Below are 24610 nucleotides of genomic sequence, written 5' to 3'. Positions count from 1 at the left end.
TATTTTGAGTATTGCGCGGAGCTTCAGCCCTATGCCAAGCTAATCCGGCCCAATAATGGGGACTTCTTAAGGAGGGCCGAATGTTGACCCAATTTTTGAATACCCCAACCGTTCGCGCTGGCGGCATCCAGTGAGGGTCTGATCCTATGGGGTGATGTTCTGGGAGTAACGTCAAAAGCGGCATTCTGTGCGCTACCTTCACAGGCGTGCTCAGACCCGCTTCCATTCGACCATGCCGGGTCCGATGGAGTGCAGTTCGACATAAGACGGGAGACGGCGGGTCAGACCGCTGCTTTGAAGGAGCCCTACAGGCGGATGCCTGCGGGATAACTCACGACGGCAGTGCCGAACAGGGCTGTCTCCTTCCCACCTTCCCCAGTCAGATAAAGAAATGAAATTCATCCCTGGCGATGAAACGGACGCGAACCTTTGCCGAATGCTACGGCATGAGTATTTGCGGTGCACCGAAGCGTTTCATGACTTCGTGACCGCAGCTCGGCAGTTGCAGGATGGCGAGCAAGGGCGCGAGCTTGCCTATCGGGCATACAATTCCTACGCACGTTTCATCTTCCACCTCTACGAATTCATATTGGCTTGTGATCAGCGCACGCGGGGCGATACCTCTTCAATTCAGGGAGAGGCCGCTGAGGGGGTGATCGCAGCTTGCGCGCAACGCGCTTTCAGGGTCGGGACGTCATCCATCAACTCCGCACCGCTCGGTTCGTCTGTGCTGGGCTCAGGAATTAGCGTGTCGCTTCAGGAGATGAGGGACCTCGCAAAAGCGTTCCGAAAAGCTCGCAACATTGCGATGGGACACGTAAAGCATGAGCGTGCGGGCCTAAAACTATCGGAGTTCTACGGCAAGTATCACAAGTATCTCGTCGCGCTCCATCGCGCCTCAGTCACCATGTGGGGTGATTTCGGGGAGGAATTTCCGGACCTGGGTGAGGTGACTGCGTTTTCTGTGCTGGTCAAATGCACCCCACCTAGTTCCATTTGCTAGCGGCGCGGGAGAAAAAAGGGGGCGTCCAACCGGCCGCCCGTCCTACCCACTTCACATCGGGTGATACTTGCCAAAGCCCATGTAGTCATAGAAGACCTGATTGGCCTCCTCCCAACTGCGGCCTCGAACGTTTTCACCAACACCGAATCTTCTTCGAAGGCTTGCGGTTGCTTCTCTTTGGTTCCTTTCTCAACCAAGATCGGATCTCGCCGGAGAGACGGCGGTGAGGCCCAGATTTCATAAGTCGTCATGGCAATCGGCATCACGCGTTATGGTCACAGGACAACGACGGCCGAAAGCCCTGGCAGCCCAAAAGGCATAGGCTATTCGGCGTACCGTAGGTTATGAAGCCGACAAGGCGCGGGTCAGCACATCCGCCAGAGGCTGCAGGAATGTTGGTTCGTTTGCAATCAGCCACTCGGTGATCTCCACGGAATGGGTCGTCTTGCGGTATTGCTCGGGCTGTTCAGGAAGGGCTGCGAAAAGGTCCTTGAGGAGCTTGGGGGCGTGCACTCGCGTCAACCAAACGCTCGAAGAAAGGAGATCAGCTTCGTCCGGAATGTCGGTCGTCGACGATAGATAGCTCTGTTGGCGCCCGTTTTCTTCGATCCAATTTTTGATGGCGTCGGCGCCGAATGTTTGCTTCGTTGAGCTCGATAGCGTCTCCGCAATCGCTTGCGGGTGGAGAATAAAGTTCTCAAAACAAAGGCGAGGAAGGAAATGTACCAGTCCGTTAGATGCGGCGGACAAGCTCGATATCTCGTGGCTCGGTCTTCCTTCGCTGTCAAAAATGAATCCGACCGCCGGAGGCAATAGTGCGCCTGCCTTGCTTAGGTTGGTGTACACATCAAAGATCATGCGCGGGCGCGTTTTCCTAGATTCAAAATCGCCCGTCGAGTTGACTTTCAAGATGGAGATGCCAATTGTTTTGATCTTCGCAATTTCAGAGGCTATGCGTGGGAACGCTAGCTCTTCCGTTTCGCCCTCTACCCACAGAATCTGATCGGCACCATAGACGTCTGAAAGTTTGGCCCCAATGTTTGCGAGTCCTTTCTGGATGTCATCAAGATTGGTGGGGTCGAGTGACAGTGTCTTTGATACGCCGAGGTCATTGACCACATTTGTAATGGTACTTGCTTCCGAAGAGCGAATGACCTCGGGTGAGTGTGTTGTGATGATGTATTGGTGCTTTATGTCTAGGTCATTCAGAATCTGTAGGAGGGTGCGTACTGCCTTCGGGTGGAGGAAACTATTAGGCTCATCAATTGCGATCGAGAGCGGTAAGGTTGCGCTCATGGAAACATAAAGTATCGCAAGAACTTGGCCAATTCCTGTTCCACACTGTGAAAGCGGGATGGAGATGTCGGGGCGGCGCGATTTTGGTGGAACCAGCCACACCCGAATTTCGAACTGCTGCGCCTGATATGGTGTTGCTTGTACGCGATACACGCTCGGGAAGACCCGCGATACTAATGCGTTGTATTCGTTGAAGAGGTCAGGGTTGTGCGACTGCAAATAATTCAGGCATTCCGGGAGATTGCTCGCATCAGATCTTAATTGTCCTGATGCGCCAAAGTTGTGGCGATCAACATTTAGGCGCTCTGCTTTAAATCGATAGAGCTTGGAGAGCAGTGATGTGCTTTGTTGTTGCAGTAAGGAAAATGTATTCGAGTAGTTCGAAATTTTTAATTTGTCTATGGCTTTAAAGTTTACATAGCAAAGATTGTGTGAGTCATGGTTTTGGTTCGCGGGGCCATATGCTTTGTTATTTACTAGGATTTGAAATCCAATCGCGGTACCAGTGATTTGTAGATTCGTTGTAATTAGGAACTGAAGGTCGGTCGAATTGTTTATGTAATAGGCGAAATCAACTGCGATATTTTTTTGATCGTCTGGAACTGGTATGTATGCTTGTTCTCCCAGGTATCTGGAAAGTTCTTCTTTTTTGATTGAGAAAGTTAGTCTAATCGTGGAGGTTGATGGCGGCGTGTCTGTGGGGTGCGGTTTTGTTATTTCTGAAAGATGTGGAATTGCTTGGGCTTCTTTTGGTATAAGTGCATCAAGAATAGAGCTCTTGCCAGAATTGTTTTCCCCGAGAATTAGATTTATTCCTGGTGAAAGAAATATCTCGGTTTCATTGTGGAAGCTCTTGTAGTTTTCGATGCTGATCTTCGTGATGTGCATTTCTTGTTCCTTTGACTGCTCTACGAAGGATTAAACTTGATGTCCATAAGGTAGACCCCCAGCCCGCTGACCTTCTCGGTGACGCTGACCGTGCCGCGCTCAGGGACGGGGTGGAGGCCCCACAGCGAAGCGCACGTCCGGATTGTGCCGGCCCGCCCAGGATCATCAAATTCGATGGCGTAGCGGCAGCTTTTGAACCCCGGCACTCTCACATACGACGCCTGCGATGTGAGTACGCGGTTAGATGTAATCCTCGGCAGCGCGGTGGCCCACATCCACGCAGCCAAGAACCCGACCAACCCGAAGCAGACGAACTGCTCCACGGGCATCCTCTTTTTCGTTGGAAATGGTTTTTGCCCTTGAAGCTCGATTAGGGTGAACACCATTCCTACAACGATCCCTCCGGCCAATGCGATGTAGAACCGGGGGAACAGCGATGCGGCATGGCAATCGGCTGACAGGTAGATGCCGAAGCCTGTGAGGAACAGCAGAACGAGAAGGGCGGCTGCAGTCAGAGCTGCATTGTGTCGCGCGGGCATGCTTTGAGTCGTTGTGCTCTAGGCTTCTGGTAGCCGAAAAGCCAAGCATACGCCGCTTGTTGGCGGGCCAACAGTGTGTGGTTGTCCTTGGGGTGGCAGTTGCAGCTCTTGGACGATAGCGTGCCCGTTACCATGCCGCCAATGAGCGAGAATCATCGCTTTGCAACGACTGGTGCGCCTCAATGGATCTCGAGTACCAATGCGGCTGCTGTGACTACTTCACCGTGGGCGTGAGAGGGGAGTGGGAAATCTGTCCTGTGTGCTTTTGGGAAGATGACGGCTTCGAATTGGATGACCTCGATTCGTGGTCGGGCGCAAACCACGGCCTCACCCTGCGGCAAGCGCGGGCGAATTTTGCGCACATAGGGGCGTGCTGTGAGGCGATGCGGTCCAAGGTTCTGCCGGTTGATGAGCGGGGCCGCTATCGGCATGTGCCTCGTCAGGTTTGACGCAGCCTGCAGAATGTCCGCTTCCGGCCAGCTGCCGTCGTTCGACTTGATTGCCACAATCATCGAAAATCGGACGACTTTCCTACCAGAGCGAGTTTCGATGGAGGCCCGTGTGCCGTGCCAACAATGTGCAGACCTTTGTGTTCGCTACGCAATCCGACATCCCCGCGAGCTGCACAAAGCAATAAAAATCGCTGCGCAGAACATCGCGGATGGGATACTTGTCGAAACGATTCCTGATCCGCGATGTGTCTCCGTCCCGTTCGAGGAGCTCCTTAGAGGAGAAAAGTGGGACGACTACGTTGAATACCATTTTCGCTGCCTGCATTGCAGTGAGGAGTTCTGGCTGCGCGCGGAAACGTATCATGGTAGCGGCGGCTACTGGGAGCCCAAAAATTCGAAGTCGATACGAGAAGACATCTCGAATTGACCGTGCGTCCGTTCTCGGCCAATAGCAGTCATTGTAAGTGGCCCGCGTCGTCGCCAGCCGCCCAGCGATGCGAGCCCCATCCCACCCGCTTTACACCCCCGCCTCAATCAAATCCGAAATCTGCACCGACGCCCGCGCAAAGTCAGTCAGCGCGCGGGCGCGCTTGTGCCGATAGCTGCCGGCGGAGATGACGACGGGTTCTTTGGCTTCGTCGTCCTGCAGGACGATGAGCATGCCGGTGTAGCGGTCTGCCTGGTAGATGTGTTTGTTAAGCAGTTGCAGCGCGCGCTCGACGTCGGCGGGGTAGAGGCTGGCGAGGTCGGCGGGTGTGCGGGCGGCGGCGGGCGCGGCGTCGATGCACGGTTGTGCCGTGAAGTGGCCGGTCTTGCGGATGGCCGGCAGGACGATGGACGTGACCCACTTGCGGAAGCGGTGTGGCACGGTGCCGGGGTTGATGGCGTCGCGGCAGCGCAGGACTAGGGTGTACATGCCGGATTCGCTCACGATATGGGCTGCGCCCTGACGACCTATGTTGAACATAGACCGTTCATCTTGATCAAGCCGGGCAATGACTTGCGAGGCGTTTTGAATCTTGAGCGCGCCGCAGATGTCGGTCGCGACAAACCACGGCTCATCGTCACGCATGACAACGCGCACCGCGTGCGATTCGAAATTGAAGGTGTTCGGGGTAGGGGCGAGCGCGGGCGCGCTGCTGAGATTTCCAGTCATAGCAGACTCCTGAGTTGCGGTAAGTGGGCCGCCCCGCTCGCTGTCAATCGAGGGTGGGGCGGAACCGAACAGGTTGACAGACCGGAACTCAGGAACCGGCAGGGCCGAAGCCCTCCTATCCGGCCCGCCCATAGGAGTGCCAGACGTGCGCAAACAAAAAGCCGCGCGTAAAGACAAAGCGCGGCTGATGTGCGCCTGAGTATTCCGGGCTGTCACCCCCGTGTGCCGCTGTTTCGGCAACTGGCCGAGTATACGGCGGGCTGCAGTTACGTGCAAACCGGCGGCTTACCGACAGCTCGACGCGCTCGACTGTAGGGCCAAGCAACTGGAAGAAGTTGGCACACCACTTGGCTGATGACCTGCATTTCAAGCAAAAAAATGCGCCCTGTACAAGGGCGCAGACGTTTTTGCTTTCGAAACGGACGTCGAAAGACGCAGGCCTAGAGGAGCACTATCGCGGGGTGGGTGGATAGCCTGCGTAGGCTTATCTTCGGCGACCCACAGCAGAACGCAATTCAAATACGCGCTCGCATTGATTACTTGGTAGCGCTGAATCGGAACTGAGTAGGATCTTGGTTCTCATAGCTGGTGTCTGCTCCCGACTGCGGATTCAACCGATCAAAGCAAATGGCCCGCACCGCCGCCCACCCGGCCAGCGATGCGAGCCCCATCCCGCTCCCTACACCCCCGCCTCAATCAAATCCGAAATCTGCACCGACGCCCGCGCGAAGTCAGTCAGCGCGCGGGCGCGCTTGTGCCGATAGCTGCCGGCGGAGATGACGACGGGTTCTTTGGCTTCGTCGTCCTGCAGGACGATGAGCATGCCGGTGTAGCGGTCTGCCTGGTAGATGTGTTTGTTGAGCAGTTGCAGCGCGCGCTCGACGTCGGCGGGGTAGAGGCTGGCGAGGTCGGCGGGTGTGCGGGCGGCGGCGGGCGCGTCGTCGATGCACGGTTGTGCCGCGAACTGGCCGGTCTTGCGGATGGCCGGCAGGACGATGGACGTGACCCACTTGCGGAAGCGGTGCGGTACGGTGCCGGGCTTCACGGCGTCGCGGCAGCGCAGGACTAGGGTGTACATGCCGGATTCGCTGATGATCGTCTGAAGACGCGCTCCACCACGTCGGCCGGAATGACCCTCAGTTAAGCTGAGGGTCATTCGCTCGTCACTATCGAGCGACCGCATGGCTTCGCTCGGATTCGACAATCCCAACGCCATGCAGACATCTGTGGCAACGAACCACGGCTCGTCGTCGCGCATGACGACGCGCACGCTGTGGGATTCGAAATTGAAGGTGTTCGGGGTGGAGGCGAGCGCGGACGCGCTGCTGAGATTTATAGTCATAGCAGACTCCTGTGGTGCGGTTTTTGTACCGCCCACCACGCGGCCAAGCGTGGGGGGTGGACCGAAGCGGGGTTGGCCGACCGGACCACAGGCTCCGGCACCCCCGAAGGAGTCCCCACCCGGCCCACCATAGGAGTTGCCAAGCGTGCGCAAACAAAGTCCCGCGAGCAACACGCCTCGCCAACGCAATATCAAAATTGCGATTACAGAAACGAGGTGCGGGCGTTACAGCGATGCTACCGATTCGCCGGGGACCAAACCATTGATAACGTCTTCGCCGAACTTGAGCACGCCCCGTCTTGCGGTGCCGACGTTCCCCCACGCGGTGGGAGTCATCCGAAAGACGCGCGAGTGTTCACTTCCAGGCGGATGACCTGCGCGGCAGATCACTACAGATGCGTTGAAAGTACGTTCGAGACGCGTGCGTGGCCAGGACGGAACCGTCTCAGTCCGGTACACCAATGGATACAGATCGAACCCTTTGTACGTGGCAGACGGGCTTGTAATCATGACTGGCTTCTACCGGTGGCGTTCGTCATCAATGCCCGGCTAGGCATCGATTTTGACTGCTAGCAGTACCCGCTCACGGCTGCGGCGGTCATGCGTCCGCTAGTTGATCTACGGTGATCACGAGCAACCCATCTCCATGGTCCGCTTGGGCATGCAGGCCCAACTGCGACCGCAGAACTCGGTCAAGCATGCACTGCAGCTGACAGAGGTCTTGCCGATCTGCGTGCATCAATTGATTCATGACTTCGTGAGTGAATGCGATCGTCAGCGTTCTCCCACGCCAGATACGGCTGTCGAACTCAGGTACTTGCCAGTTTGCACCGAGCACACACGGCGCGGAGTGCCAGGTCCGCAGATCCTGGCCGGTTATTTCATCCAGTATCGGTTTTGTAAACGCGACAAGGTCGAGCATCACGGGTCTCCATGACTTACATCGCCAGTCGGAGCATCAACGGGCAAGAGACCGTGTGCGGAACGGGAGGATGGTGTCCCACTGTACTCCCATATATGCATGGCTGCGTATCTGGTGCGAGCACGAAAAAAAACCCCGCATCGCGGGGTTCTTCCTGGCAGGGGGATCGATCACATCCCTTCGATCTTATTGTCCGAGGAATGCACGCCGGGAATGTCCGGCACCGTGACGCTATAGACGCTTCCCTTGTCTTTGTGAATCGCGGTGGGGAATTGCACGGCCTTTCTTCCTAGTTTGTTACGCGACGGGTTTTGCACCTCTGCGAAAAACCGCCGGCCTCACTTCAGGCGGCACCACTAATCGTGCTGCTGTGCAATTCAGCGAATGGCGACTGCGTTCCTGCCTGCCCGTTTGGCGTCGTAGAGTGCCATATCGGCCCTAGCGAGGACTTCTGCTGTCGCGCGCGCGGACATGCCGCCGTGGGTGTGGTCTGCGACCGCGTGCTGCGCTGGAATATCCGTCGCCACCCCAACACTTACTGTAACAACACCGCCCATCGTTGGCGCAGGCAAGGCGGCTGCTTCGACGTCGCGGCGTACTCGCTCTGCAACCTGCTGTGCGCCAGGGCGTCCGGTGTTTGGAAGGAGAACGATGAACTCTTCGCCGCCATAGCGGGCAACGAAGTCCGTCCCCCGCCGAGCTGCGATTTGCGAGAGGACACTCGCAACGGCTATCAGATATGCATCTCCACGACCATGGCCGAAGGTATCGTTGATCTGCTTGAAATGGTCGATGTCGATCATGAGAATCGAGAGCGGTGTTCCCTCCCGCTCTGCTCTTCGCCACTCTGTGTCCCATCGATTAGCGAAAGCCTGTCGATTCGCAATCTGGGTCAAACCATCCAATGACGCCTGCTGTTCGAGTCTTCTGTTTGCGGCAATCAGAGCACCGTACAGCCGCTTGATTTCAGCAATCAGCATAGATAGCACAACCGCCGACGAAATCACGCTCAACACCCGTGCCGCATACCAGCCCAATGTGAATCGTGCTCCGCCGTGCAGCGTGAGTACCGAATCCGCGAGGCTGACGACCAGTGCAACAGCCACCCATACGTCCACCGAACGGCGCAGCCTGGTCAGCGACAGGTATCCAATAAGCGCAACGACATTCGCGCCGATAACTGGCACACCCAAGATGTGGACGAGGTTGGCGTAAGTTCCACCCTGAATGAGTTGTGGAAGAAGGCTCGTGCCCCAGATGGAAAGCGGCACAATGACTGCGGCAACCACCGGACCGGTCCAACGGAGAGCCCTAAGAGTGGCTGAGACAGACTGATGCGGTTGTGCGCGTTCGTGGAAATGTCGGCTCAGCCCCGCCAGCAACGCCAAAAGCGGGTATCCAGAGTGCCAGAACGTCCAAAGCCATACAGCCGTTTGCGGGCCAGCGCCGAAAAGGCCGGTCTCCGATAAGAGACCAGGAAAGGCGGGCAGTTGAGCTGCCGCTGCCGAGGCAGTAAAGATGTAAGCGCCGGCAAGAACTCCGTAGAACGGCGTACCAGCTAGGCGCGCACGCTGCAGCAGGAGATAGCCGGTCAAGCCCTCAAACAGGACCACCATTGTCAGGAAGATGGGCAGGAATGACCTGACCTCTGGCAATTGAATACGTGCACCAATGAAAGAGGCGATTGCCAAGGCAATAATGGTCGCCGACACGACTGCAGCAGCATGGAGCTCGTGGCGGGAAGGGGAGGCGCCTTCCACTTGAAGGGTTTCGGTCATAAACGCGGCGCGCGGGTTGTCAACATGAAGTATCGACGGCCTTGGCGCAATATTTAGTGTCCGACGTGTCCCGTTTCGAGATTTCCTGTGTCGGCAATCCTGGTCATCCAAGTTTTTACGATAAGGCCTCGATCCGGTGCGCTCAACGAGAAGTCAGCACCCGGCCCACCGTTGGACACGGAGTCAGCAATTTTAGACTCGTAATGAGGGCAGGCGGACAGAACACGTTGGCAGACCGGAGGAGTGGCCGGCAGGGCCCGAAGCCCTCATGTCTGTCCGCCCCGAGAGAATCAAACGTGCGCAGCAATCAGCCTGCGCACGCTTGAAACGGCTGGTAATCGCTGGCCCCGTTGAGCCTTGTCAACCTAGTCTGGCACCCCATGACTATGCTCCAGTGAAAGGCACGCGTGGGTGCGCAGGAAGGATGGATAGAGCATGGAACGGCAAGACTTAGATGCCATTCGCTGCGCTGCGCATGGCGAACTCCGCACTGCGATCCTTGGGGTACTTCCAGAAAACGCGGTGTTGCGACTCGAAGAGGACTATCTATCAGAACTGTACGTTCACGCGTGGTGGCGGGTGGGCACCATTGATGGGCAGGAGGCAGTGAATTCGCTGTCCTTCTATCTCTCTTCGGCGATGTTGGCGACCTACCTGCAATTGCCACAGGCTGAACGCGCTGACCGATGTTCTCGGCTGAAAGCATGGGCAGCGTGGGCGCTCGATAGTGGCCCCCGTGTGAGTGACGGGGAGGAGGGGTTCGATATCAGTGTCGTCGTACCCCTAAACGTGTTCTGGCCAGATAGGACGTCTGCGATATGAACAGTCCCAACGGGGGGACTGCTACCAAAGTTGCGCGGGTGCGGCACATCAGGCGCTCTGGTTGATTTGTTTCCTATACCCCAACTCGCTTTCGAGCCCTCGGTGGATCTGTCCGACGACATCGGGCAAGGCGTCGAAGGGATGCGCGATTTCAGGTGGTACTGACATGCCATTGATTACTTCTGCCATGGCAATGTGCGTCGCTAACTTACCTTCGAGTGCGCGTAGAAAATCCGTGGCTTGTCATCCAAAATCGCGTCCACGGCATCGAGGTCGCGCGGCTCCGGGTTCAGCCACGCATCAAAGTTCTCCGGCTTGATCGGCACCGGGCAGCGGTCGTGCCCGGCCTCGGCAATCTCCGGCGTCGGGTCGTCGGTGATGATGGCGAACGACAGCAGATCCGTTTCGCCGGGCTTGGTCGCGCGCCAGTGTGACCACACGCAGGCAACGAGCAGCGTTTGCGGCGGGTCGGGGCGGAATTCGAGGATGACGTTTTTGCCATCTGGCCCGGTCACGTTCTCGTAGAACGCGTCGACCAGGACCAGGCCGTGTGTGTGGCCGTACTGGCCTTTCCAGAAGCCGCGCAGGTTGTCACGGCGGGCGTTGTAGGTGCCGGGGTACTGTTCGTCGTAGAAGGCCGGCTTGCCGGCGGGGCGGCACTGGTAGCGCATCGGTTTGACGACGCGCCGGCCGTTCTCCATGACCATCACGGGCGCGTACCAGCCGGGGTAGATGCGCGAGTCGCGCGGCTTGAGTTCGGTGCTCTTGAGTTCTTCGAGTTTGCCTTTGGCCGCCGCGATCTTGTTGGTGGCGATGCGGACGTCGTCAGCGGCCTTCTTGGTGGCCTTGGCGGCGAGGCTCTGCTGGGCTTTCTCCAGCCGTTCGGTCTGCTTGGCCAGCTCCTGCAGCAGCGCGATCTCGTCTGCGGCCATGCGCGCGCGGATGACCTCGGCGATTTTCTTTTCTTCGTCAGTCTCGGGCGATTCGAGGAAGTGCGCGGTCATCGCCCTCGGCACGCGCATCTTCGGGTTGGCGAAGTACTCCATCACCATCCGCGTGAAATCGTCGAGCGACATGATGGCGCCGTACTCGTGTACGAACCGTCGATAGTCGGCTTCGATTTGGGCGGAGTAGCACATGGAGGCACACCCATGCGGTGGGGTGTCTGATGATACTGCCCGCGCCGATGCGACAGCGCGACGGTATACCCGCATCAGCCCAGGCCCGTATGGGAAGGCGCTGCGAAAGGCGTATCGATTCACCAGACCGCGTAAACGTTTGCTGCGAACCGGAAAAAAACGCCCTGCACACGCGGGCGTGACGCTCCCCCCTCGAAAGGAAGCGGCATAAAATGCAGGAGACGCAAAAGTACGGGCCAATGAGCATCCTGCGTACCTTCATTATCGGTGATTGAAACAGAAACCAAACCACCAAGAAGGGGGAGCATCCGGCTTGTATTAGGCAGTCACCGCCGGTCGGCTGGCGGTCGCTTGCCTCTGACCTTGTCGATCATCTCTGACAGCCAGCTCTCTTGTTGCAGCACCGCCCGCAAGGCTAAAAGCGCAGCGCCGAGCGGGTTGTCGGGGTAGACAAAATACTCTTCCGTTTCTACGCGCCAGGCGTGGTAGCCGACGTTGTGGAGCGCGCGGATCTCCCAGAGGAGCCGCATCACGGTTTCGTTGTCTCGGTGCTCTTCGGCCAGCTTGTGCAGCTCGGCAAGGGTGAGCGCGGGAAAGCGCTCGCGGATGTATTTCGCCATGGGTGCACCGTCACCATTTGCGAGCGTTGCGCATGGCCCGGCGGTCATGGGGCGCGGGCTCGGCGGGGAGGGACGCGCGGTATGCCTCTTTCTCTGCAACGTGCTCGTGGAACCATGTCTCTGCCGCGAGCTCTTCGTGCAGCGCTGCGACGGCAATGCCGAACGCGTCTGTTCGTCCGCCGGGCCCGGCCGCCTGAGCGACCTGGTGCACGCGGAAGACGAGGTTGCGCAGGGCCTGCACTTCCATGACCAGCCGCCGCACGACGGGGTCGTGGCCATAGCGGTCGCCGATGGCCGTCAGTTGCTCGGTGCTGAGCGCGGGGTATTCGATGCGGAGGGGGTAGGGCATGGCGCAGATACTGTATGAATATACAGTATCGTGGGCCGGATGCTACGCGTCAACGTAGACAATGCAGACGTGGAGGGAAGGGCACTGCGTGGCGAATGCGCCTTTGATCACCTAGAGCTCTGCTCGGCGGCTGCCGGCGCGAGCCGGAGGGGGCAATTACTGTTCAAAACCCCCTGGCAAGTCATTGATTTTATTACCAAGGAAAACCTTGATTTGGTGGGAAAAAATCCTCCACTTGAGGGCCGCTCTGCATTTAGAATCAACGGCTTACAAAAAAAATTCCACCATGTCCATCCAACACGCACTGCTGACATCCCTGCTGGAAAAGCCCTCGTCGGGCTACGAGCTTGCCCGACGCTTTGACAAGTCGATGGGCTATTTCTGGAGCGCCACGCATCAGCAGATCTACCGCGAGCTCGGCCGTATGGCCGAAGCAGGCTGGGTGAGCGTGGAAGAAGAGGAAGACAGCCGCAAGAAGACGTACACCGTACTGCCGCCGGGCCGGGACGAACTCGCCCGCTGGGTGCTGGAGCCGACCGTGTCGTCGGACAATCGAGAAGAAGTGCTGGTGAAGCTGCGTGCCGAGGCCGTGATCGGCCCGCTCGGTTTTGCCGACGAGATGCAGCGCCTGATCGAGCAGCACCGCACGCGCCTGAACACCTTCCGCGAAATCGAGCAGCGCGATTTTTTGCGGGCTGATCTCACACGTGCGCAGCAGTTGCAGCACGCGGTGCTTCAGCGCGGCATCGTTTACGAAGAAGGCTGGCTCGCATGGGCAGACGATGTGCTGCCGTTGCTGGAGCCAGCCTCAGTCACCGCTTAAAACTCAAGCCGTCGCCTTGCTACCGGCCGGAGCGCGCAGCGCTTCGATGTTGTTCAGGCGACGGCGCGCCACTTCGAACTCCTCGGCAAAGCGCTTGACGAGTTCCTCTGCCGGCACGACGCGCTTGACCGCGCCCACGCCCTGGCCGGCGCCCCAGATGTCTTTCCATGCCTTGGCCTTGGCGCCGCCGCCCGAGCCGAAGTTCATCTTGCTCGGGTCGGATTCCGGAAGCGCGTCGGGGTCAAGGCCGGCGCCTTCGATGCTCTTGCGCAGGTAGTTGCCGTGCACGCCGGTGAACAGGTTCGTGTAGACGATATCGCTGGCGGTGCTTTCCACGATCGCTTGCTTGTAGCCCTCGATTGCGTTGGCTTCTTCGGTGGCGATGAACGCGGATCCGACGTAGGCCAGGTCCGCGCCCGCTGCCAACGCCGCCAGGATCGCATTGCCGTTGGCGATGGCGCCCGACAGCAGCAGCGGGCCGTCAAACCATTCGCGAATTTCGTGGATCAGCGCAAACGGCGAGGTCGTGCCCGCATGGCCGCCCGCGCCCGCCGCCACCGCAATCAAGCCATCCGCGCCTTTCTCGATCGCCTTCTTGGCAAATTTGTTGTTGATGACATCGTGCAGCACGATGCCGCCGTAGCTGTGCACCGCCTGGTTCACGTCTTCACGCGCGCCCAGCGAGGTGATGACGATGGGCACCTTGTACTTCACGCACAGCTCCAGGTCGTGCTCCAGGCGGTCGTTCGACTTGTGCACGATCTGGTTGACGGCAAACGGTGCCGACGGCTTGTCGGGGTGCTGCGCGTCGTATTCGGCCAGCTCCGTGGTAATGCGCTGCAGCCAGGTCTCCAGCAGCTCTGCCGGTCGCGCATTCAGCGCCGGGAACGAGCCGACCACGCCCGCCTTGCACTGCGCGATCACGAGGTCGGGGTTGGAAATGATGAACAGCGGCGAGCCCACCACGGGCACGGACAGGCGGTTTTGCAGGATCGGGGGCAGCGACATGGCAGTCTCCGTTGGAATCGTTATGGAATGAGGGAAAGGGGGCGAGCGGGTCTCAGGCTTCAGCCTTGAGCAGTGCGAGCTTGTCGCCCAGCTTGGCGCCCATGGCTGCGCCGAGTGCCTGCAAGCCGGTGGCCGGACGGACCATGACTTCAAATTCGACGATCTTGCCTTCAGCGTTGAAGCGCACCATGTCGATGCCCTTGAGGGCCTTGCCGCTCACGTTGGCGCTGAATTCCAGCACCACGCTGGCGCCATCGTCGGTGGCGAAGCTGCGGTGGTATTTGAAGTCTTCAAAGACGGTGTTGACGGTGCGCAGCACCAGCGTGGTTGCAGTGCGGCCCGGGTAAGGCGTGTGCGCCACGGGCGAGCGGAAGACCACTTCGTCGGCGAACAGCCGGTCGAGATCGTCCATGTTGCCGCTGTCGAGCATGGCGTGCCACGCCTCGAGCGTGGCTTGCGCGGGGGCGTTCAATGTCTGGGGAATCGGCTGCGGCATGCTGGCTCCTGAGCAGAAAGTGCAACGGATTGCATCAACGTGGGACGCAACATAGCACAGCCAACTTTCTCTATGCAACAAGTTGCATAGTGGGGCCCTTCGACTTCAGTCGTTGTCAGCCGGCAGCGTTCTGGGGGTGCGGTGCACGTACCACGATGACGGTGCGGTGCGACAGGCGCGCCGTGCGCTCGGCCACACTGCCCAGCAGAAGGCGCGCGAGCCCGTGCTTGCCGTGCGAGCCCACCACGATGGTGTCGGCCTGCCACCGCTCGGCCTCGTGCTCGAGCGCGAGGCCGATGTCGTCGTCGGTGGAGTCAAGCATCAGCACGCCAGTTTCAGCAGCGGTGCCGTCAGCGTCGAACAGGCGTTGCACTTCGACCAGCGATGCGCTGGCCGTGCGGTGGGCCTCTTCACGCAACTTGTCGACGCTGTAGATTTCGCGCGACTCCGGCATGGCCGGCGAGCCGATCGCCCAGACGACCCGGACTCGGCCGTTGAATGCGCGGGCAAGGGCGGCGGCTTCCTCCACCGCCAGGTGGGATTCATGGGTGCCGTCGAAGGCAGCAAGAATGCGTTGATGCATGGGGGCGCTCCGCAGAATCGGAATGGGAATGCCTCACTGTAGCAGCGCAGGTGGGGGATGCTGCACCCGGATGTGCCCGGGTTGCGCCGCATCAAACAGACGCCGTCGTGTGCGCGGGGTGCGCCAGCAGCAAGTCGAGCAGCCCTTGCGCCGCCACCGACAGGCTGCGCCCGTCGCGTCGGATGACATACAGCGTACGCACGAGCCCAGGCAGCGGCAGCGGCCGCACCACCAACTCCGGCAGGCGGAACTGGAACAGCGCCAGCGCAGGAATGACGGTGATGCCCAGGTTGGCCGCCACAAGCGCCGCCGCCGTGGCCAGGTGCTCGACTTCCATGCCGCTGCGCAGCTTGGTCGGGTGCAACGCCGCATCCAGGTATTGGCGGATGCTGGTGTTGCGCGCGAGGTGGATGAACGGCGTATCGACGAGGTCGCCCACGGCCAGCGCCGGCTTGCGCGCCAGCGGGTGATCCTGGTGGCAGACGAGGTGGAAGTCGTCGGTGCAGAACGGTTGCGCGGTCAGGCCCGCCATGTCGGCGCCCATGGCCGCAATGGCGAAGTCCGCTGACCCGCGCCGGACCATGTCGATGCACGGGTCCGACAGTTGATCGTGCAGCGCCAGTTGAATGCCCGGATGCTGTGCAGAGAACGCGGCCAGCACGCCCGGCAGAATGCCCGCCGCGATCGACGGCAAGGCGGCCACCGTTACGCGTCCCGTGCGGGCTGCGGCGCGATCGCGCAGCTCGGAAAACGTCGCCTCGAAATCGGCCAGCAGCCGCAGCGCCGATTCTGCAAAGGCTTCGCCCTCGGGCGTCAGTTCAACATGGCGCGTATTCCGGTCGAACAGGCGCACGCCTGCGTCGGCCTCCAGGTTCTGAATGAGCGCGCTGAAGGCCGACTGCGACAGGTGACACGTCTGTGCCGCCTGCGTGAAGTTCTTGTGCTCGCGTAGCGCGGCAAAGGCGCGGAGCTGCTTGACGGAAAGGTTCATGGCGATGGCGGGCGTGGTTGCGCCAGCTTAGCCCGGAATCTCCAGCGTGAGCAGCGCGCTGGACAGCGACTTGCCATGCGCATCCAGCGCCAGCGAGCGCGTCACGCCACCGGCCAACGCACCGTGCAGCACAAAGTTGAGCGCGCCGAGCTGGGGCAGCACGTAGCGCTCGACATCGCCGCGGACGAGTTCAGCGAAATGCGCGCGCACGCGCTCGGCCGTCACGTGTTGTTCGAGCACGGCGAAGTCTTCGGCGCATTCCGGACGAAGTGCGATGACGGAGATGCACGAGATGTCGCCCTTGTCGCCGGCGCGGGTGTGGGCGAGGTCGCGGAGGGTGCGGGGCATATCAGCTCTCCAGAATGTGCACGGCGTGCGGGGCGAGTTCAGCGGGAATCAACGTCGACGCCACGGCGATGATCTCGCGCGCACTCTTCGTTGCGCCGCCGCCGCCGGACGGGCCGCACGTCAGCAGGGTTTCGACTTCGTTGCCAATGCGCACGGCTTCGGCCATCGACTCGGTGCGCGCGGCCACGCGCACGCGCACTTCGTACGGTTCGGCATCGGTGCGAGAGAGGGCTGCACCGTGCAGCGCATCCACGCCGATCAGCTCGAAGCGCGTTTCCGTCATCTGCACGCCGGTCAGCGCCAATCGCTCGCGCACGATGTCGAGCGCCAGCTTGCCGCGCGCCACCGCGTTGGGGCCGGCATAGCTGATCTGGCCTTCGCCGATATAGCTGTCGAGATAGCCGATCGAGACCTTCAACTGGCCCGTGCGCGGTGTGCCGGTGGCGCCTTCAATGACGACGCGGTCTTTGCCGCCGCTGTGCATGCGCACGTTGGAGAAGTCCGCCACCACGTCAGGCGTGAGGTACCGCGCAGGGTCATGGATCTCGTACAGCAACTGCTCCTTGCACGTGGCTTCGGTGACGAGGCCGCCAGCCGAGGCGACCTTGGTGATCAGCACCGAGCCGTCTTCACCCACTTCGCCAATCGGAAAGCCCAGGCGCGCAAGGTCGGGTACGTCCTTGATGCCGGGGTCGGCAAAGTAGCCGCCGGTGATTTGCCCCGCGCATTCGAGCAAATGCCCGGCAAGCGTGCCGCAGCCCAGGCGGTGCCAATCGTCCATGCGCCATCCAAAGGCGTGGATGAGCGGCCCGAGCGCGAGCGCCGGATCGGCCACGCGCCCGGTGATGACGACGTCCGCGCCTTGCGCCAGCGCATCGACAATGCCTTGCGCACCGAGATACGCATTGGCTGACACCATGCGCGCGTGCAGCGATGTGACCGGTGCGCCGCCATCCATCAGCGTGAAGTCCTGGCCGCGGGCTTGCAGAAGGTCGAACACATCGTCGCCGGTCACGGCCGCCACGCGCAGCTTCAGGCCCAGCTCGCGGGCGATGTCGCGCGTGCGCTCCGCCGCCGCCTGCGGGTTGGCCGCGCCCATGTTGGTGACGATGCGGATGCCGCGCGCCGCGCATGCCGGCAGCACGGCGCGCATGCGCGCTTCGAGCAGCGGGTCGTAGCCGTGCGATGGGTCTTTGCGGCGCATCTGCTGCGCCAGCGCGATGGTGCGCTCGGCCAGGCACTCGAACATCAGCACGTCGATGTCGCCGTGCTCTGCGAGTTCCAGCGCCGGTTCGATGCGGTCGCCGGAATAACCGGCGCCGCCGCCGATGCGGAATGTTTTCAACGCGGTCTGCATGCTATCACCACGGAAGCACGCCCAGCACCACGGCCACTGCGGTCATCAGCAGCGAGGCACCGAACAGGAAGGGGATCGAGAATTTTTGGTGATCCGCCAGCTCGATGCCGCACAGGCCCACCACGAGGAAGGTCGCCGGCGTGAGCGGGCTGACCGGGAAGCCGGTAGTCATCTGGCCAAGCACGGCGGCCTGCGCCACATGCACCGGTGCAACCCCCAGCATCTTCGAGGCTTCTGCCACAACCGGCAGCACACCGAAGTAGAACGAATCCGGATCGAACAACAGCGACAGCGGCATCGACAGCACGCCCAGCACCACCGGAATGTGGTGTGCCATGCCGGGCGGAATGAAGTCGACCGCCGTCTTCGCCATCGCCGTGAGCATGCCGGACTTGCTCATGATGCCGGTGAACACGCCTGCCGCCAGCAGAATGCTCGCCATCATCAACGCGGCCTTGGCGTGGGCGTCCACGCGCTGGCGTTGCTGATCGACATTCGGGTAGTTGATGAGCAGCGCGGCCACCACGCCCAGCATGAACATCACCACCGGGTCGACCTTGCCGCTCACCATCACGCCCATCACGACGACGGTGAGGATGATGTTGATCCAGAAATTGCGCGGGCGGCGCAGCGCTTGTTCCGCATCTGACAGCGGGCGCGCGACGACTTGCGCGCCGTCGGCGTGGTTGGTGAGGCCCAGGCGTTTTTCTTCACGCTTGCCCAGCAGCCATGCGCACGCGAACACGAAGATGAGCCCCGCAATCTGCACCGGGATCAGCGGGTTGAAGATGTCCGTGACGGGCATGTGCAGGGATGCGGATGCGCGAATCATTGGCCCGGTCCACGGAAGGAAGTTCACGCCGCAGGCCATTGACGTCACGCACGCCAGGATGCGGCGGTCCATGCCGAGCCGGTCATACAGCGGCAGCATTGCCGGAATGGTGATCAGAAACGCCACCGCGCCCGAGCCGTCCAGGTGAATCAGCAGGGCCAGCAGCGCAGAGCCAACCACGATGCGCGGCGGGCGGCTGCCCACAGTGCGCAGGATGCGGTCGATGATCGGGTCCAGCATGCCGGCGTCAGTGACGATGCCGAAGTACAGGATGGCGAAGATGAACATCCCCGCCACGGGCGCGACGTCCTTGATGCCGCCGATGATGAACTTGCTGGTGTTGAGCCCGAAGCCGCCCACAAGCGCGGCGATGACGGGAATGGCGATGAGCGCGACCAGCGGTGACATGCGCTTCGTCAGGATGACGACAAACAGCGCCACGATGGTCAGCAGCCCGAGCAGTGCGAGCATGGTCTCCTCCGAGTTTTTTGGATTCGGAATCCCTGTTGGCGGGATTTAGGAGCGACTGTAGAAGTTGGCGATCTGCCTGTGAAACAGAATATTTGGATCGATTGTGCGGACTTGCCGATGAGTGGTGCCTACGCCGCCTGCCAAATCGCGGCAGAATGTCTCGCATTCCCCATCTGCCTATCCAACGCCGGAGCCCCCGTGAGCGCTACCCCGACCGTCTTGATCCTGCCCGGCTGGCAGAACTCCGGCCCCGAGCATTGGCAATCGCGCTGGGAACGCCTGCATGGTGACCGCCGTGTTCAACAGCGCGACTGGTTTGCCCCGAAGCGTGCGGATTGGGTGGCCGCGCTGGAAGCCGAAGTCAGCGCGGCGCCTGGCGATGTCGTATTGGTGGCGCACAGCCTCGGCTGCGTGCTGACGGCGCATTGGGCGGCCACTTCAGCTCGTGCGGTGCGCGTGCGCGGCGCCTTGCTGGTCGCACCGCCGCAGATTGATCGCGCCGACATGCCGCCGGAGCTGGCCGACTTCCGGCCCATTCCGCAACAGCGTTTGCCATTTCCCGCTGTGCTCGTCTCCAGCACCGATGACCCGTTCAGTGACGCAGCCTGGAGCGATGGCCAGGCCGAAGTGTGGGGAGCCGAGCCCGTCAACCTCGGCGCGCGCGGCCATATCAATGCCGAATCGGGGCTGGGCGATTGGCCGGAAGCCCGTGCCATCGTCACCAAGTGGATGAAAGACCTCATCTGACGCCACGGGAACATGGGGCTTGACCCTGAAGCTTCTTCAGGGTTTTGAATGGAGGCATGAAACCCGATCTCGCCTCCACCCTGCCTGTCCACGACCACGCCAAGCCGGAAGCCTCCGGCTGTGGCGGTTGCTGCGGTCATGCGCAACCGGTCGCAAGGGACACCGCTCAACATGCGCATGATCATGAGCACGACCACCACGATCATGACCACGGCCACGCGCCCGAAGCCGCTGCCCCCGTCGATGCCGAAGCGCGCGCAGCCGCCACCGGCCGCACCGTCCTGCGCATCGAGCAGATGGATTGCCCAACCGAAGAGCGCATGATCCGCGCCAAGCTGGGCAATGCGGAGGGCGTTGTCGCGCTGGATTTCAATTTGCTGGAGCGTCATCTCACCATCCACCACACCGTTGACGATGTCGCGCCCTTCCTGGAAGCGCTGCGCGCCATCGGCATGGACGGCGAGGTGCTTGAGCAGCGCGATCGCCTGGCTGCAACACCTGTTGAGCCGGCCCGCATCTCGCGCCGCACCTGGCTGCTCGGCATCGGTGGCGTGACCGCATTCGGCGCCGAGGCCATCGCCTGGTCGCTCGGTGATCACGCATGGCCGGTACTGGCGCTGGCGCTTGCTTCTATTGCACTGGCCGGCGGCCCGACGCTGCGCAAGGGCTGGATCGCCGTGCGCGCACTCACGTTCAACATCAACTTCCTGATGGCGGTGGCCGTCATCGGCGCGCTGCTGATCGGCAAGTGGGCCGAAGCGGCCATGGTGATCTTCCTGTTTGCCGTGGCAGAAGCCATCGAAGCGCGCGCGCTGGTGCGTGCCCGCGATGCCGTGCGCGCGCTGACGGCCATCGCGCCGGACACCGCCGAGTTAGCCGATGGGGCGGGCGGCTGGCGCGATGTGGCGGTCGACAGCGTTGCCGTTGGCGCGCGCCTGCGTGTGCGCACCGGCAGCCGCGTGCCTGTCGACGCGCGCATCGTGAGCGGCCGCGCCGCGCTGGACGAATCGCCAGTCACGGGCGAAAGCCTGCCGGTGGAAAAAGCCGTTGGCGACTCCATCCTTGCCGGCACCATCGTCACCGACGGCGTGGTCGAGGCGCAAGCCACGGCGGTGGCTGCGGACAGCACGCTGGCGCGTATCGCCGGGGCTATCCAGCAAGCGCAATCGCAGCGCGCGCCCACGCAGCGCTTTGTCGACAAGTTCTCGTCCATCTACACGCCCGCGATGATGTTGCTGGCGTTGGCGGTGGCCGTCATCGGCCCGCTGGTCACGGCCGACGGTTGGCTGGCGTGGACGTATCGCGCGCTGGTGTTGCTGGTGATCGCCTGCCCGTGCGCGCTGGTGATCTCCACGCCCGTCACGGTCGTCAGCGGCCTGGCCGCCGCCGCGCGCCGCGGCATCGTCGTGAAGGGCGGTGTGTATCTGGAAAGCGGCCGGCGCCTGCGCGCGTTGGCGCTGGACAAGACCGGTACGCTCACTGCCGGCCGCCCGGTGCTGGATACGGTGATGCTGCCCGACGGCGCACGCCGCGCCGTCGCGGATTTGAACGCCGCAACCGACGCGACGCAGTTGCAAGCATTGGCAGTGGCCGCGGCGCTCGATGCCAACACCACGCACCCGATTGCCGTGGCCATCGTGCAGGCCGCTGCGGCGCACGGCGCGGTCGATGCGAATTCGGTGGAAGACCTGTCGGTCCTGCCGGGCCGCGGTGTGGCGGGCACGCTCAATGGCGTGCGTTGGCATCTGGGCAACGCGGCGCTTGTCGCAGAGCGTGGCTTCGACACGTCCGACTGGCGCGCTGCTGCCGAGTCGCTGCAAGCGGAAGGCATGTCTGCCGTCACGCTGTGCGATGCGAACGGCGCAGTTGCGCTCTTTGGCGTGCGAGATCGCGAGCGCCCCGAAAGCGCCGAAGCCATCGCTGCTTTGCGCGCACTGGACGTGACGCCCGTCATGCTCACCGGCGACGACCGCCGCGCTGCGCAGGCCATCGCCAAGACGGTCGGCATCGACAGCGTGCACGCAGAACAGCTACCCGCCGATAAGCAACGCGTGGTGGGTGAGCTTGCCGCACAGCACCGCTTCGTCGGCATGGTCGGCGATGGCATCAACGATGCCCCCGCACTTGCGCGCGCCGATATCGGTTTCGCCATGGGCGCCGCAGGTACCGCTACCGCGCTGGAAGCGGCCGACGTGGCCATCATGGACGACGACCCGCGCAAGCTCGCCAGCTTCATCCGCATCAGCCGTCGCACGGTGGCCGTGCTGCGTCAGAACATCGTGCTGGCGCTGGGCATCAAGGCAGTGTTTCTCGCGTTGGCCGTGATGGGCGAGGCCACGTTGTGGATGGCGATCTTTGCCGACGTGGGCGCGAGCCTGCTGGTGGTGTTCAACGGCCTGCGGGTGATGCGCACGCACGCCTGATTGGCCGGCGCGCGCGGCAACGCGATCAGCGCAAGCCGGTGATGCGCGCGTCTTTCGGATAGGTGATCTGGTAGTCGGCGGAGAAACGTGCGCTTTCGCCGGCCGGAATCGTCTGCTCCCACGCGATCACGCCAGGGCGGCGTTCCCAGTTGCGCTTGGCGGGTTCGGGCGAGAAGGTCGAGCGCACGCTGATATCGTCGGACTGGCTGACCGGCGTGGCTTCCAGGATCTGCACGTCGATCGCGTCGCGGTGTCGGTTACGTACCGTGTACAGCGCCGCCAATTGGCGCTCGTTGCGGTTGTCGAGCAGGCCCACACTGCGCTGGAAGGTCTTCGGCGCTTCCACCACCACGTTCACGAGATCGTCGCGCCCAAAGGGCAGCGTGACTTTCTGGTCTTCGCCTGCCGGATTCCACTGCGTGCTGCCCACTACCGCGCCGTCGCGGCGTAACTGCATGTTGCCTGCGGGCCAGATGCCTTGCGGGCGGTCCACCGTGGCGACCAGGTAGGCTGTGGCGTCCATGCGCGGCGTGCTTCGCGCGGCCAGCTTGGCGGGCAGCGTTTCGCTCGCCAGCGTGAGCGTGATCCTCTGCGCGTCGGAGGGCAGCTCGGCCGCGCCCGGCACATCGAACTCGGTGGCAAAGGCGGTCTGGACGGCGTTCACTTCGAACAGCGGTTCGCTATCGGCCTCGCGTTGCTCGTTGTTTCGGCCGATTCTGGCCTTCGGCGCGGGCGCCATCGCGGCTGCGGGTGCGGCCGGGTAGGGCAGGGTTTGCGGTGGCGGTTGGATGTCCAATTGCCACGCATACGGTTCCGGCCCGCGCGGCGTGTTGCGCGGCTGGCCGGTCGATAGGCGCAGATGCACGCCCCGCCAGTCCTCGCCGGTGGATTGCGCAAGCGTGGCTTGCCGTTCGACAACGACATTCGAACGCACTGAATCGACACTCGCCTGATAGGCCGGCCGCCAGCCTGCACGCGACGTCTGATAGCTGACGCGCAACTCACCGCCGCGCGGTGCCGCCACGGCAATGCGCACCGTGCGCAGCGTGCTCGACGCCGAGCCATGCGTGCGTTGCAGCGCGTCGAGTTGCGCCTTCAATTCAGCGTCGCGCTTCTTCAGATGTTCCTGGCGGGTAAAGACGTCTTGCGCGTTACGTGCCAGCGCGTCGGTCGCGCGGCCCAGCGTTGAAAAATCGGTGGCCGGTGCGCGGCCATCGCCGCCCGTGCGCTCGCTCACGGCCTTCAGGTAGCTGGCCGACAGCGCATTCGCCTGGATCTGCACGCCAAGTGCGGCGCGCTGGTCTTCCAGCGTGCGGATTTGCGTGTCCAGCGCCGTTCTCGCACAGCCACTGCCTTCGCTGGGAACGCTCTCCACGCGCACATCGCCCACACGGATGCTGCTGCCGCCTTCCACGCGCACGCTATCCGCGTCGAACGTCATTGGCAGGCAGGTCAGTTCTACGCTGCGGGCGCCTGCGGCCACCGTGGCCGTGCGGACGACGGTGGCGCTATCCGGATACAACGTGACATCGGTGATGCGCGAAGGCGTCGCTGCCTGCGCCGTGATAGCCGCAACTGCCGCAATCGCGCCAAGCGCCGCGTGTGCCTTGCGCTGTCGATGCTGGATTCGTGCTGCCGCCGCTGGTTTTGCCTTCATCGCCCCACCCCACGTGTCGTGAAATGCGGCGAGTATGGCACGTCAACGCGCACGTCAAAGTGATGTGCCCGGTATGGGAAAAGACCGCTCAGCGATGCACGCCGCGAATATGCCGGTGCGCGTGTTCGCCCTCGCCATGTTCATGGCTGTGCCCGTGATGATTGGCGGCGACGGGCTCTTCGTGCAGCGATTGCAGCACGCCGCACTCAGCCACCGAAGCGGCCGTCGTGCAGCGCTGCCCGATCGCCTCGATCTGGCCTTTGAGGTCGGTCAGCTCGGCGATGCGCGCTTCAACGTGACGCAGGTGTTCGTCCAGCAGGTTGTTGATCTCTTCGCACGACGCCTGCGGGTTGGCCTGCAGTTCGAGCAGGCGGCGGATTTCCGTATGCGCCATGTCGAGCGACCGGCACTTCGCAATGAAGGCCAACTGCTCGACATGCTCGGGTGTGTAGACGCGGTAGTTGTTGGCGGCGCGCGCAGCCGGAGGCAGCAGGCCCTGCGCTTCATAGAAGCGGATGGTCTCGATGCTGATGCCCGTGCGCTGGGCGAGTTCGCCAATTTTCATACG

27 protein-coding genes are annotated in these 24610 nt (G+C 61.9%); 7 read left to right on the top strand and 20 right to left on the bottom strand.

Annotated elements, in window-relative coordinates:
* The first annotated feature begins 391 nt into the window (after positions 1 to 391).
* A complete protein-coding gene (locus ACTJK6_RS18525) occupies positions 392 to 1003 on the top strand; it encodes a hypothetical protein (protein WP_440839770.1) in 612 nt (203 codons plus the stop codon).
* A 342-nt stretch (positions 1004 to 1345) separates the two neighbouring features.
* Here the strand turns inward: ACTJK6_RS18525 and ACTJK6_RS18520 are convergent, their stop codons facing one another.
* Both ACTJK6_RS18520 and ACTJK6_RS18515 read right to left on the bottom strand, forming a co-directional pair.
* On the bottom strand, positions 1346 to 3187 hold the full coding sequence (locus ACTJK6_RS18520; RefSeq protein ID WP_440839769.1) for an ATP-dependent nuclease: 1842 nt from the start codon (positions 3185 to 3187) through the stop codon (positions 1346 to 1348).
* 20 nt (positions 3188 to 3207) lie between these two features.
* The gene (locus tag ACTJK6_RS18515; RefSeq protein ID WP_440839768.1) at positions 3208 to 3726 is read right to left on the bottom strand and encodes a hypothetical protein; all 519 of its coding nucleotides are present in this window, start codon (positions 3724 to 3726) and stop codon (positions 3208 to 3210) included.
* Between the two features lie 182 nt (positions 3727 to 3908).
* On the opposite strand from ACTJK6_RS18515, the gene ACTJK6_RS18510 reads away from it, so the two are divergent.
* Both ACTJK6_RS18510 and ACTJK6_RS18505 read left to right on the top strand, forming a co-directional pair.
* Positions 3909 to 4175: a CPCC family cysteine-rich protein gene (locus ACTJK6_RS18510; protein ID WP_440839767.1), complete on the top strand. Its 267-nt coding sequence runs from the start codon at positions 3909 to 3911 to the stop codon at positions 4173 to 4175.
* Between the two features lie 13 nt (positions 4176 to 4188).
* The gene (locus tag ACTJK6_RS18505; protein ID WP_440839766.1) at positions 4189 to 4605 is read left to right on the top strand and encodes a hypothetical protein; all 417 of its coding nucleotides are present in this window, start codon (positions 4189 to 4191) and stop codon (positions 4603 to 4605) included.
* Positions 4606 to 4695: 90 nt separating this feature from the next.
* On the opposite strand, the gene ACTJK6_RS18500 is transcribed toward ACTJK6_RS18505, so the two are convergent.
* From ACTJK6_RS18500 to ACTJK6_RS18475, 6 genes are all read right to left on the bottom strand, one after another.
* Positions 4696 to 5334, bottom strand: coding sequence for a BRO-N domain-containing protein (locus tag ACTJK6_RS18500; RefSeq protein ID WP_440839765.1), 639 nt, complete (start codon positions 5332 to 5334; stop codon positions 4696 to 4698).
* Positions 5335 to 6013: 679 nt separating this feature from the next.
* Positions 6014 to 6676 carry a BRO-N domain-containing protein gene (locus tag ACTJK6_RS18495; protein ID WP_440839764.1) on the bottom strand — a complete coding sequence of 221 codons (663 nt, stop codon included), beginning with the start codon at positions 6674 to 6676 and terminating at the stop codon, positions 6014 to 6016.
* A 225-nt stretch (positions 6677 to 6901) separates the two neighbouring features.
* The gene (locus ACTJK6_RS18490; protein WP_147213670.1) at positions 6902 to 7186 is read right to left on the bottom strand and encodes a hypothetical protein; all 285 of its coding nucleotides are present in this window, start codon (positions 7184 to 7186) and stop codon (positions 6902 to 6904) included.
* 88 nt (positions 7187 to 7274) lie between these two features.
* Positions 7275 to 7598, bottom strand: a complete 324-nt coding sequence (locus ACTJK6_RS18485) for a hypothetical protein (protein ID WP_147213671.1) — start codon at positions 7596 to 7598, stop codon at positions 7275 to 7277.
* A 170-nt stretch (positions 7599 to 7768) separates the two neighbouring features.
* Positions 7769 to 7876: a type II toxin-antitoxin system HicB family antitoxin gene (locus tag ACTJK6_RS18480; RefSeq protein WP_261796899.1), complete on the bottom strand. Its 108-nt coding sequence runs from the start codon at positions 7874 to 7876 to the stop codon at positions 7769 to 7771.
* A 99-nt stretch (positions 7877 to 7975) separates the two neighbouring features.
* Positions 7976 to 9376 carry a sensor domain-containing diguanylate cyclase gene (locus tag ACTJK6_RS18475; RefSeq protein ID WP_440839763.1) on the bottom strand — a complete coding sequence of 467 codons (1401 nt, stop codon included), beginning with the start codon at positions 9374 to 9376 and terminating at the stop codon, positions 7976 to 7978.
* 435 nt (positions 9377 to 9811) lie between these two features.
* Here ACTJK6_RS18475 and ACTJK6_RS18470 point away from each other — a divergent pair, with 435 nt between their 5' ends.
* The gene (locus ACTJK6_RS18470; protein WP_147213673.1) at positions 9812 to 10198 is read left to right on the top strand and encodes a hypothetical protein; all 387 of its coding nucleotides are present in this window, start codon (positions 9812 to 9814) and stop codon (positions 10196 to 10198) included.
* 203 nt (positions 10199 to 10401) lie between these two features.
* On the opposite strand, the gene ACTJK6_RS18465 is transcribed toward ACTJK6_RS18470, so the two are convergent.
* The 3 genes from ACTJK6_RS18465 to ACTJK6_RS18455 form a co-directional block, all read right to left on the bottom strand.
* Complete coding sequence (locus ACTJK6_RS18465; RefSeq protein ID WP_440839762.1) at positions 10402 to 11337, bottom strand: SOS response-associated peptidase family protein; 936 nt, start codon at positions 11335 to 11337, stop codon at positions 10402 to 10404.
* A 326-nt stretch (positions 11338 to 11663) separates the two neighbouring features.
* Positions 11664 to 11957: a hypothetical protein gene (locus ACTJK6_RS18460; RefSeq protein WP_440476661.1), complete on the bottom strand. Its 294-nt coding sequence runs from the start codon at positions 11955 to 11957 to the stop codon at positions 11664 to 11666.
* Positions 11958 to 11967: 10 nt separating this feature from the next.
* On the bottom strand, positions 11968 to 12306 hold the full coding sequence (locus tag ACTJK6_RS18455) for a hypothetical protein (RefSeq protein ID WP_440839761.1): 339 nt from the start codon (positions 12304 to 12306) through the stop codon (positions 11968 to 11970).
* A gap of 286 nt (positions 12307 to 12592) precedes the next feature.
* On the opposite strand from ACTJK6_RS18455, the gene ACTJK6_RS18450 reads away from it, so the two are divergent.
* Positions 12593 to 13129 carry a PadR family transcriptional regulator gene (locus ACTJK6_RS18450; protein WP_316871905.1) on the top strand — a complete coding sequence of 179 codons (537 nt, stop codon included), beginning with the start codon at positions 12593 to 12595 and terminating at the stop codon, positions 13127 to 13129.
* Between the two features lie 3 nt (positions 13130 to 13132).
* Here ACTJK6_RS18450 and ACTJK6_RS18445 read toward each other — a convergent pair whose 3' ends face one another.
* From ACTJK6_RS18445 to ACTJK6_RS18415, 7 genes are all read right to left on the bottom strand, one after another.
* Positions 13133 to 14137 (bottom strand): NAD(P)H-dependent flavin oxidoreductase, encoded by a 1005-nt coding sequence (locus ACTJK6_RS18445; RefSeq protein WP_316871904.1) that lies wholly within the window; start codon positions 14135 to 14137, stop codon positions 13133 to 13135.
* Between the two features lie 52 nt (positions 14138 to 14189).
* Positions 14190 to 14633: a nuclear transport factor 2 family protein gene (locus tag ACTJK6_RS18440; protein WP_296223536.1), complete on the bottom strand. Its 444-nt coding sequence runs from the start codon at positions 14631 to 14633 to the stop codon at positions 14190 to 14192.
* 115 nt (positions 14634 to 14748) lie between these two features.
* The gene (locus ACTJK6_RS18435; RefSeq protein ID WP_440476659.1) at positions 14749 to 15216 is read right to left on the bottom strand and encodes a universal stress protein; all 468 of its coding nucleotides are present in this window, start codon (positions 15214 to 15216) and stop codon (positions 14749 to 14751) included.
* A gap of 91 nt (positions 15217 to 15307) precedes the next feature.
* Positions 15308 to 16207, bottom strand: a complete 900-nt coding sequence (locus ACTJK6_RS18430; RefSeq protein WP_260803329.1) for a LysR family transcriptional regulator — start codon at positions 16205 to 16207, stop codon at positions 15308 to 15310.
* Between the two features lie 27 nt (positions 16208 to 16234).
* Positions 16235 to 16555 carry an AtuA-related protein gene (locus ACTJK6_RS18425; RefSeq protein WP_440839760.1) on the bottom strand — a complete coding sequence of 107 codons (321 nt, stop codon included), beginning with the start codon at positions 16553 to 16555 and terminating at the stop codon, positions 16235 to 16237.
* 1 nt (position 16556) lies between these two features.
* Positions 16557 to 17912 carry an acyclic terpene utilization AtuA family protein gene (locus ACTJK6_RS18420; protein ID WP_440839759.1) on the bottom strand — a complete coding sequence of 452 codons (1356 nt, stop codon included), beginning with the start codon at positions 17910 to 17912 and terminating at the stop codon, positions 16557 to 16559.
* 4 nt (positions 17913 to 17916) lie between these two features.
* Positions 17917 to 19215: a CitMHS family transporter gene (locus ACTJK6_RS18415; RefSeq protein WP_440839758.1), complete on the bottom strand. Its 1299-nt coding sequence runs from the start codon at positions 19213 to 19215 to the stop codon at positions 17917 to 17919.
* A 198-nt stretch (positions 19216 to 19413) separates the two neighbouring features.
* Between ACTJK6_RS18415 and ACTJK6_RS18410 the strand changes: the two genes are divergently transcribed.
* Positions 19414 to 19962, top strand: coding sequence for an RBBP9/YdeN family alpha/beta hydrolase (locus tag ACTJK6_RS18410; RefSeq protein WP_440839757.1), 549 nt, complete (start codon positions 19414 to 19416; stop codon positions 19960 to 19962).
* 56 nt (positions 19963 to 20018) lie between these two features.
* A complete protein-coding gene (locus ACTJK6_RS18405; protein WP_440839756.1) occupies positions 20019 to 22385 on the top strand; it encodes a heavy metal translocating P-type ATPase in 2367 nt (788 codons plus the stop codon).
* Between the two features lie 25 nt (positions 22386 to 22410).
* Here the strand turns inward: ACTJK6_RS18405 and ACTJK6_RS18400 are convergent, their stop codons facing one another.
* Together ACTJK6_RS18400 and cadR are read right to left on the bottom strand one after the other, a co-directional pair.
* A complete protein-coding gene (locus ACTJK6_RS18400) occupies positions 22411 to 24042 on the bottom strand; it encodes a mucoidy inhibitor MuiA family protein (protein WP_440839754.1) in 1632 nt (543 codons plus the stop codon).
* An 88-nt stretch (positions 24043 to 24130) separates the two neighbouring features.
* Positions 24131 to 24607 (bottom strand): Cd(II)/Pb(II)-responsive transcriptional regulator, encoded by a 477-nt coding sequence (gene cadR, locus ACTJK6_RS18395; RefSeq protein ID WP_232039013.1) that lies wholly within the window; start codon positions 24605 to 24607, stop codon positions 24131 to 24133.
* Between the last annotated feature and the right edge of the window lie 3 nt (positions 24608 to 24610).

The sequence above is a fragment of the Ralstonia sp. 22086 genome (genome assembly GCF_052045975.1).
Lineage (GTDB): Bacteria > Pseudomonadota > Gammaproteobacteria > Burkholderiales > Burkholderiaceae > Ralstonia > Ralstonia wenshanensis.
This window is presented reverse-complemented; position numbering and strand designations above follow the sequence as displayed.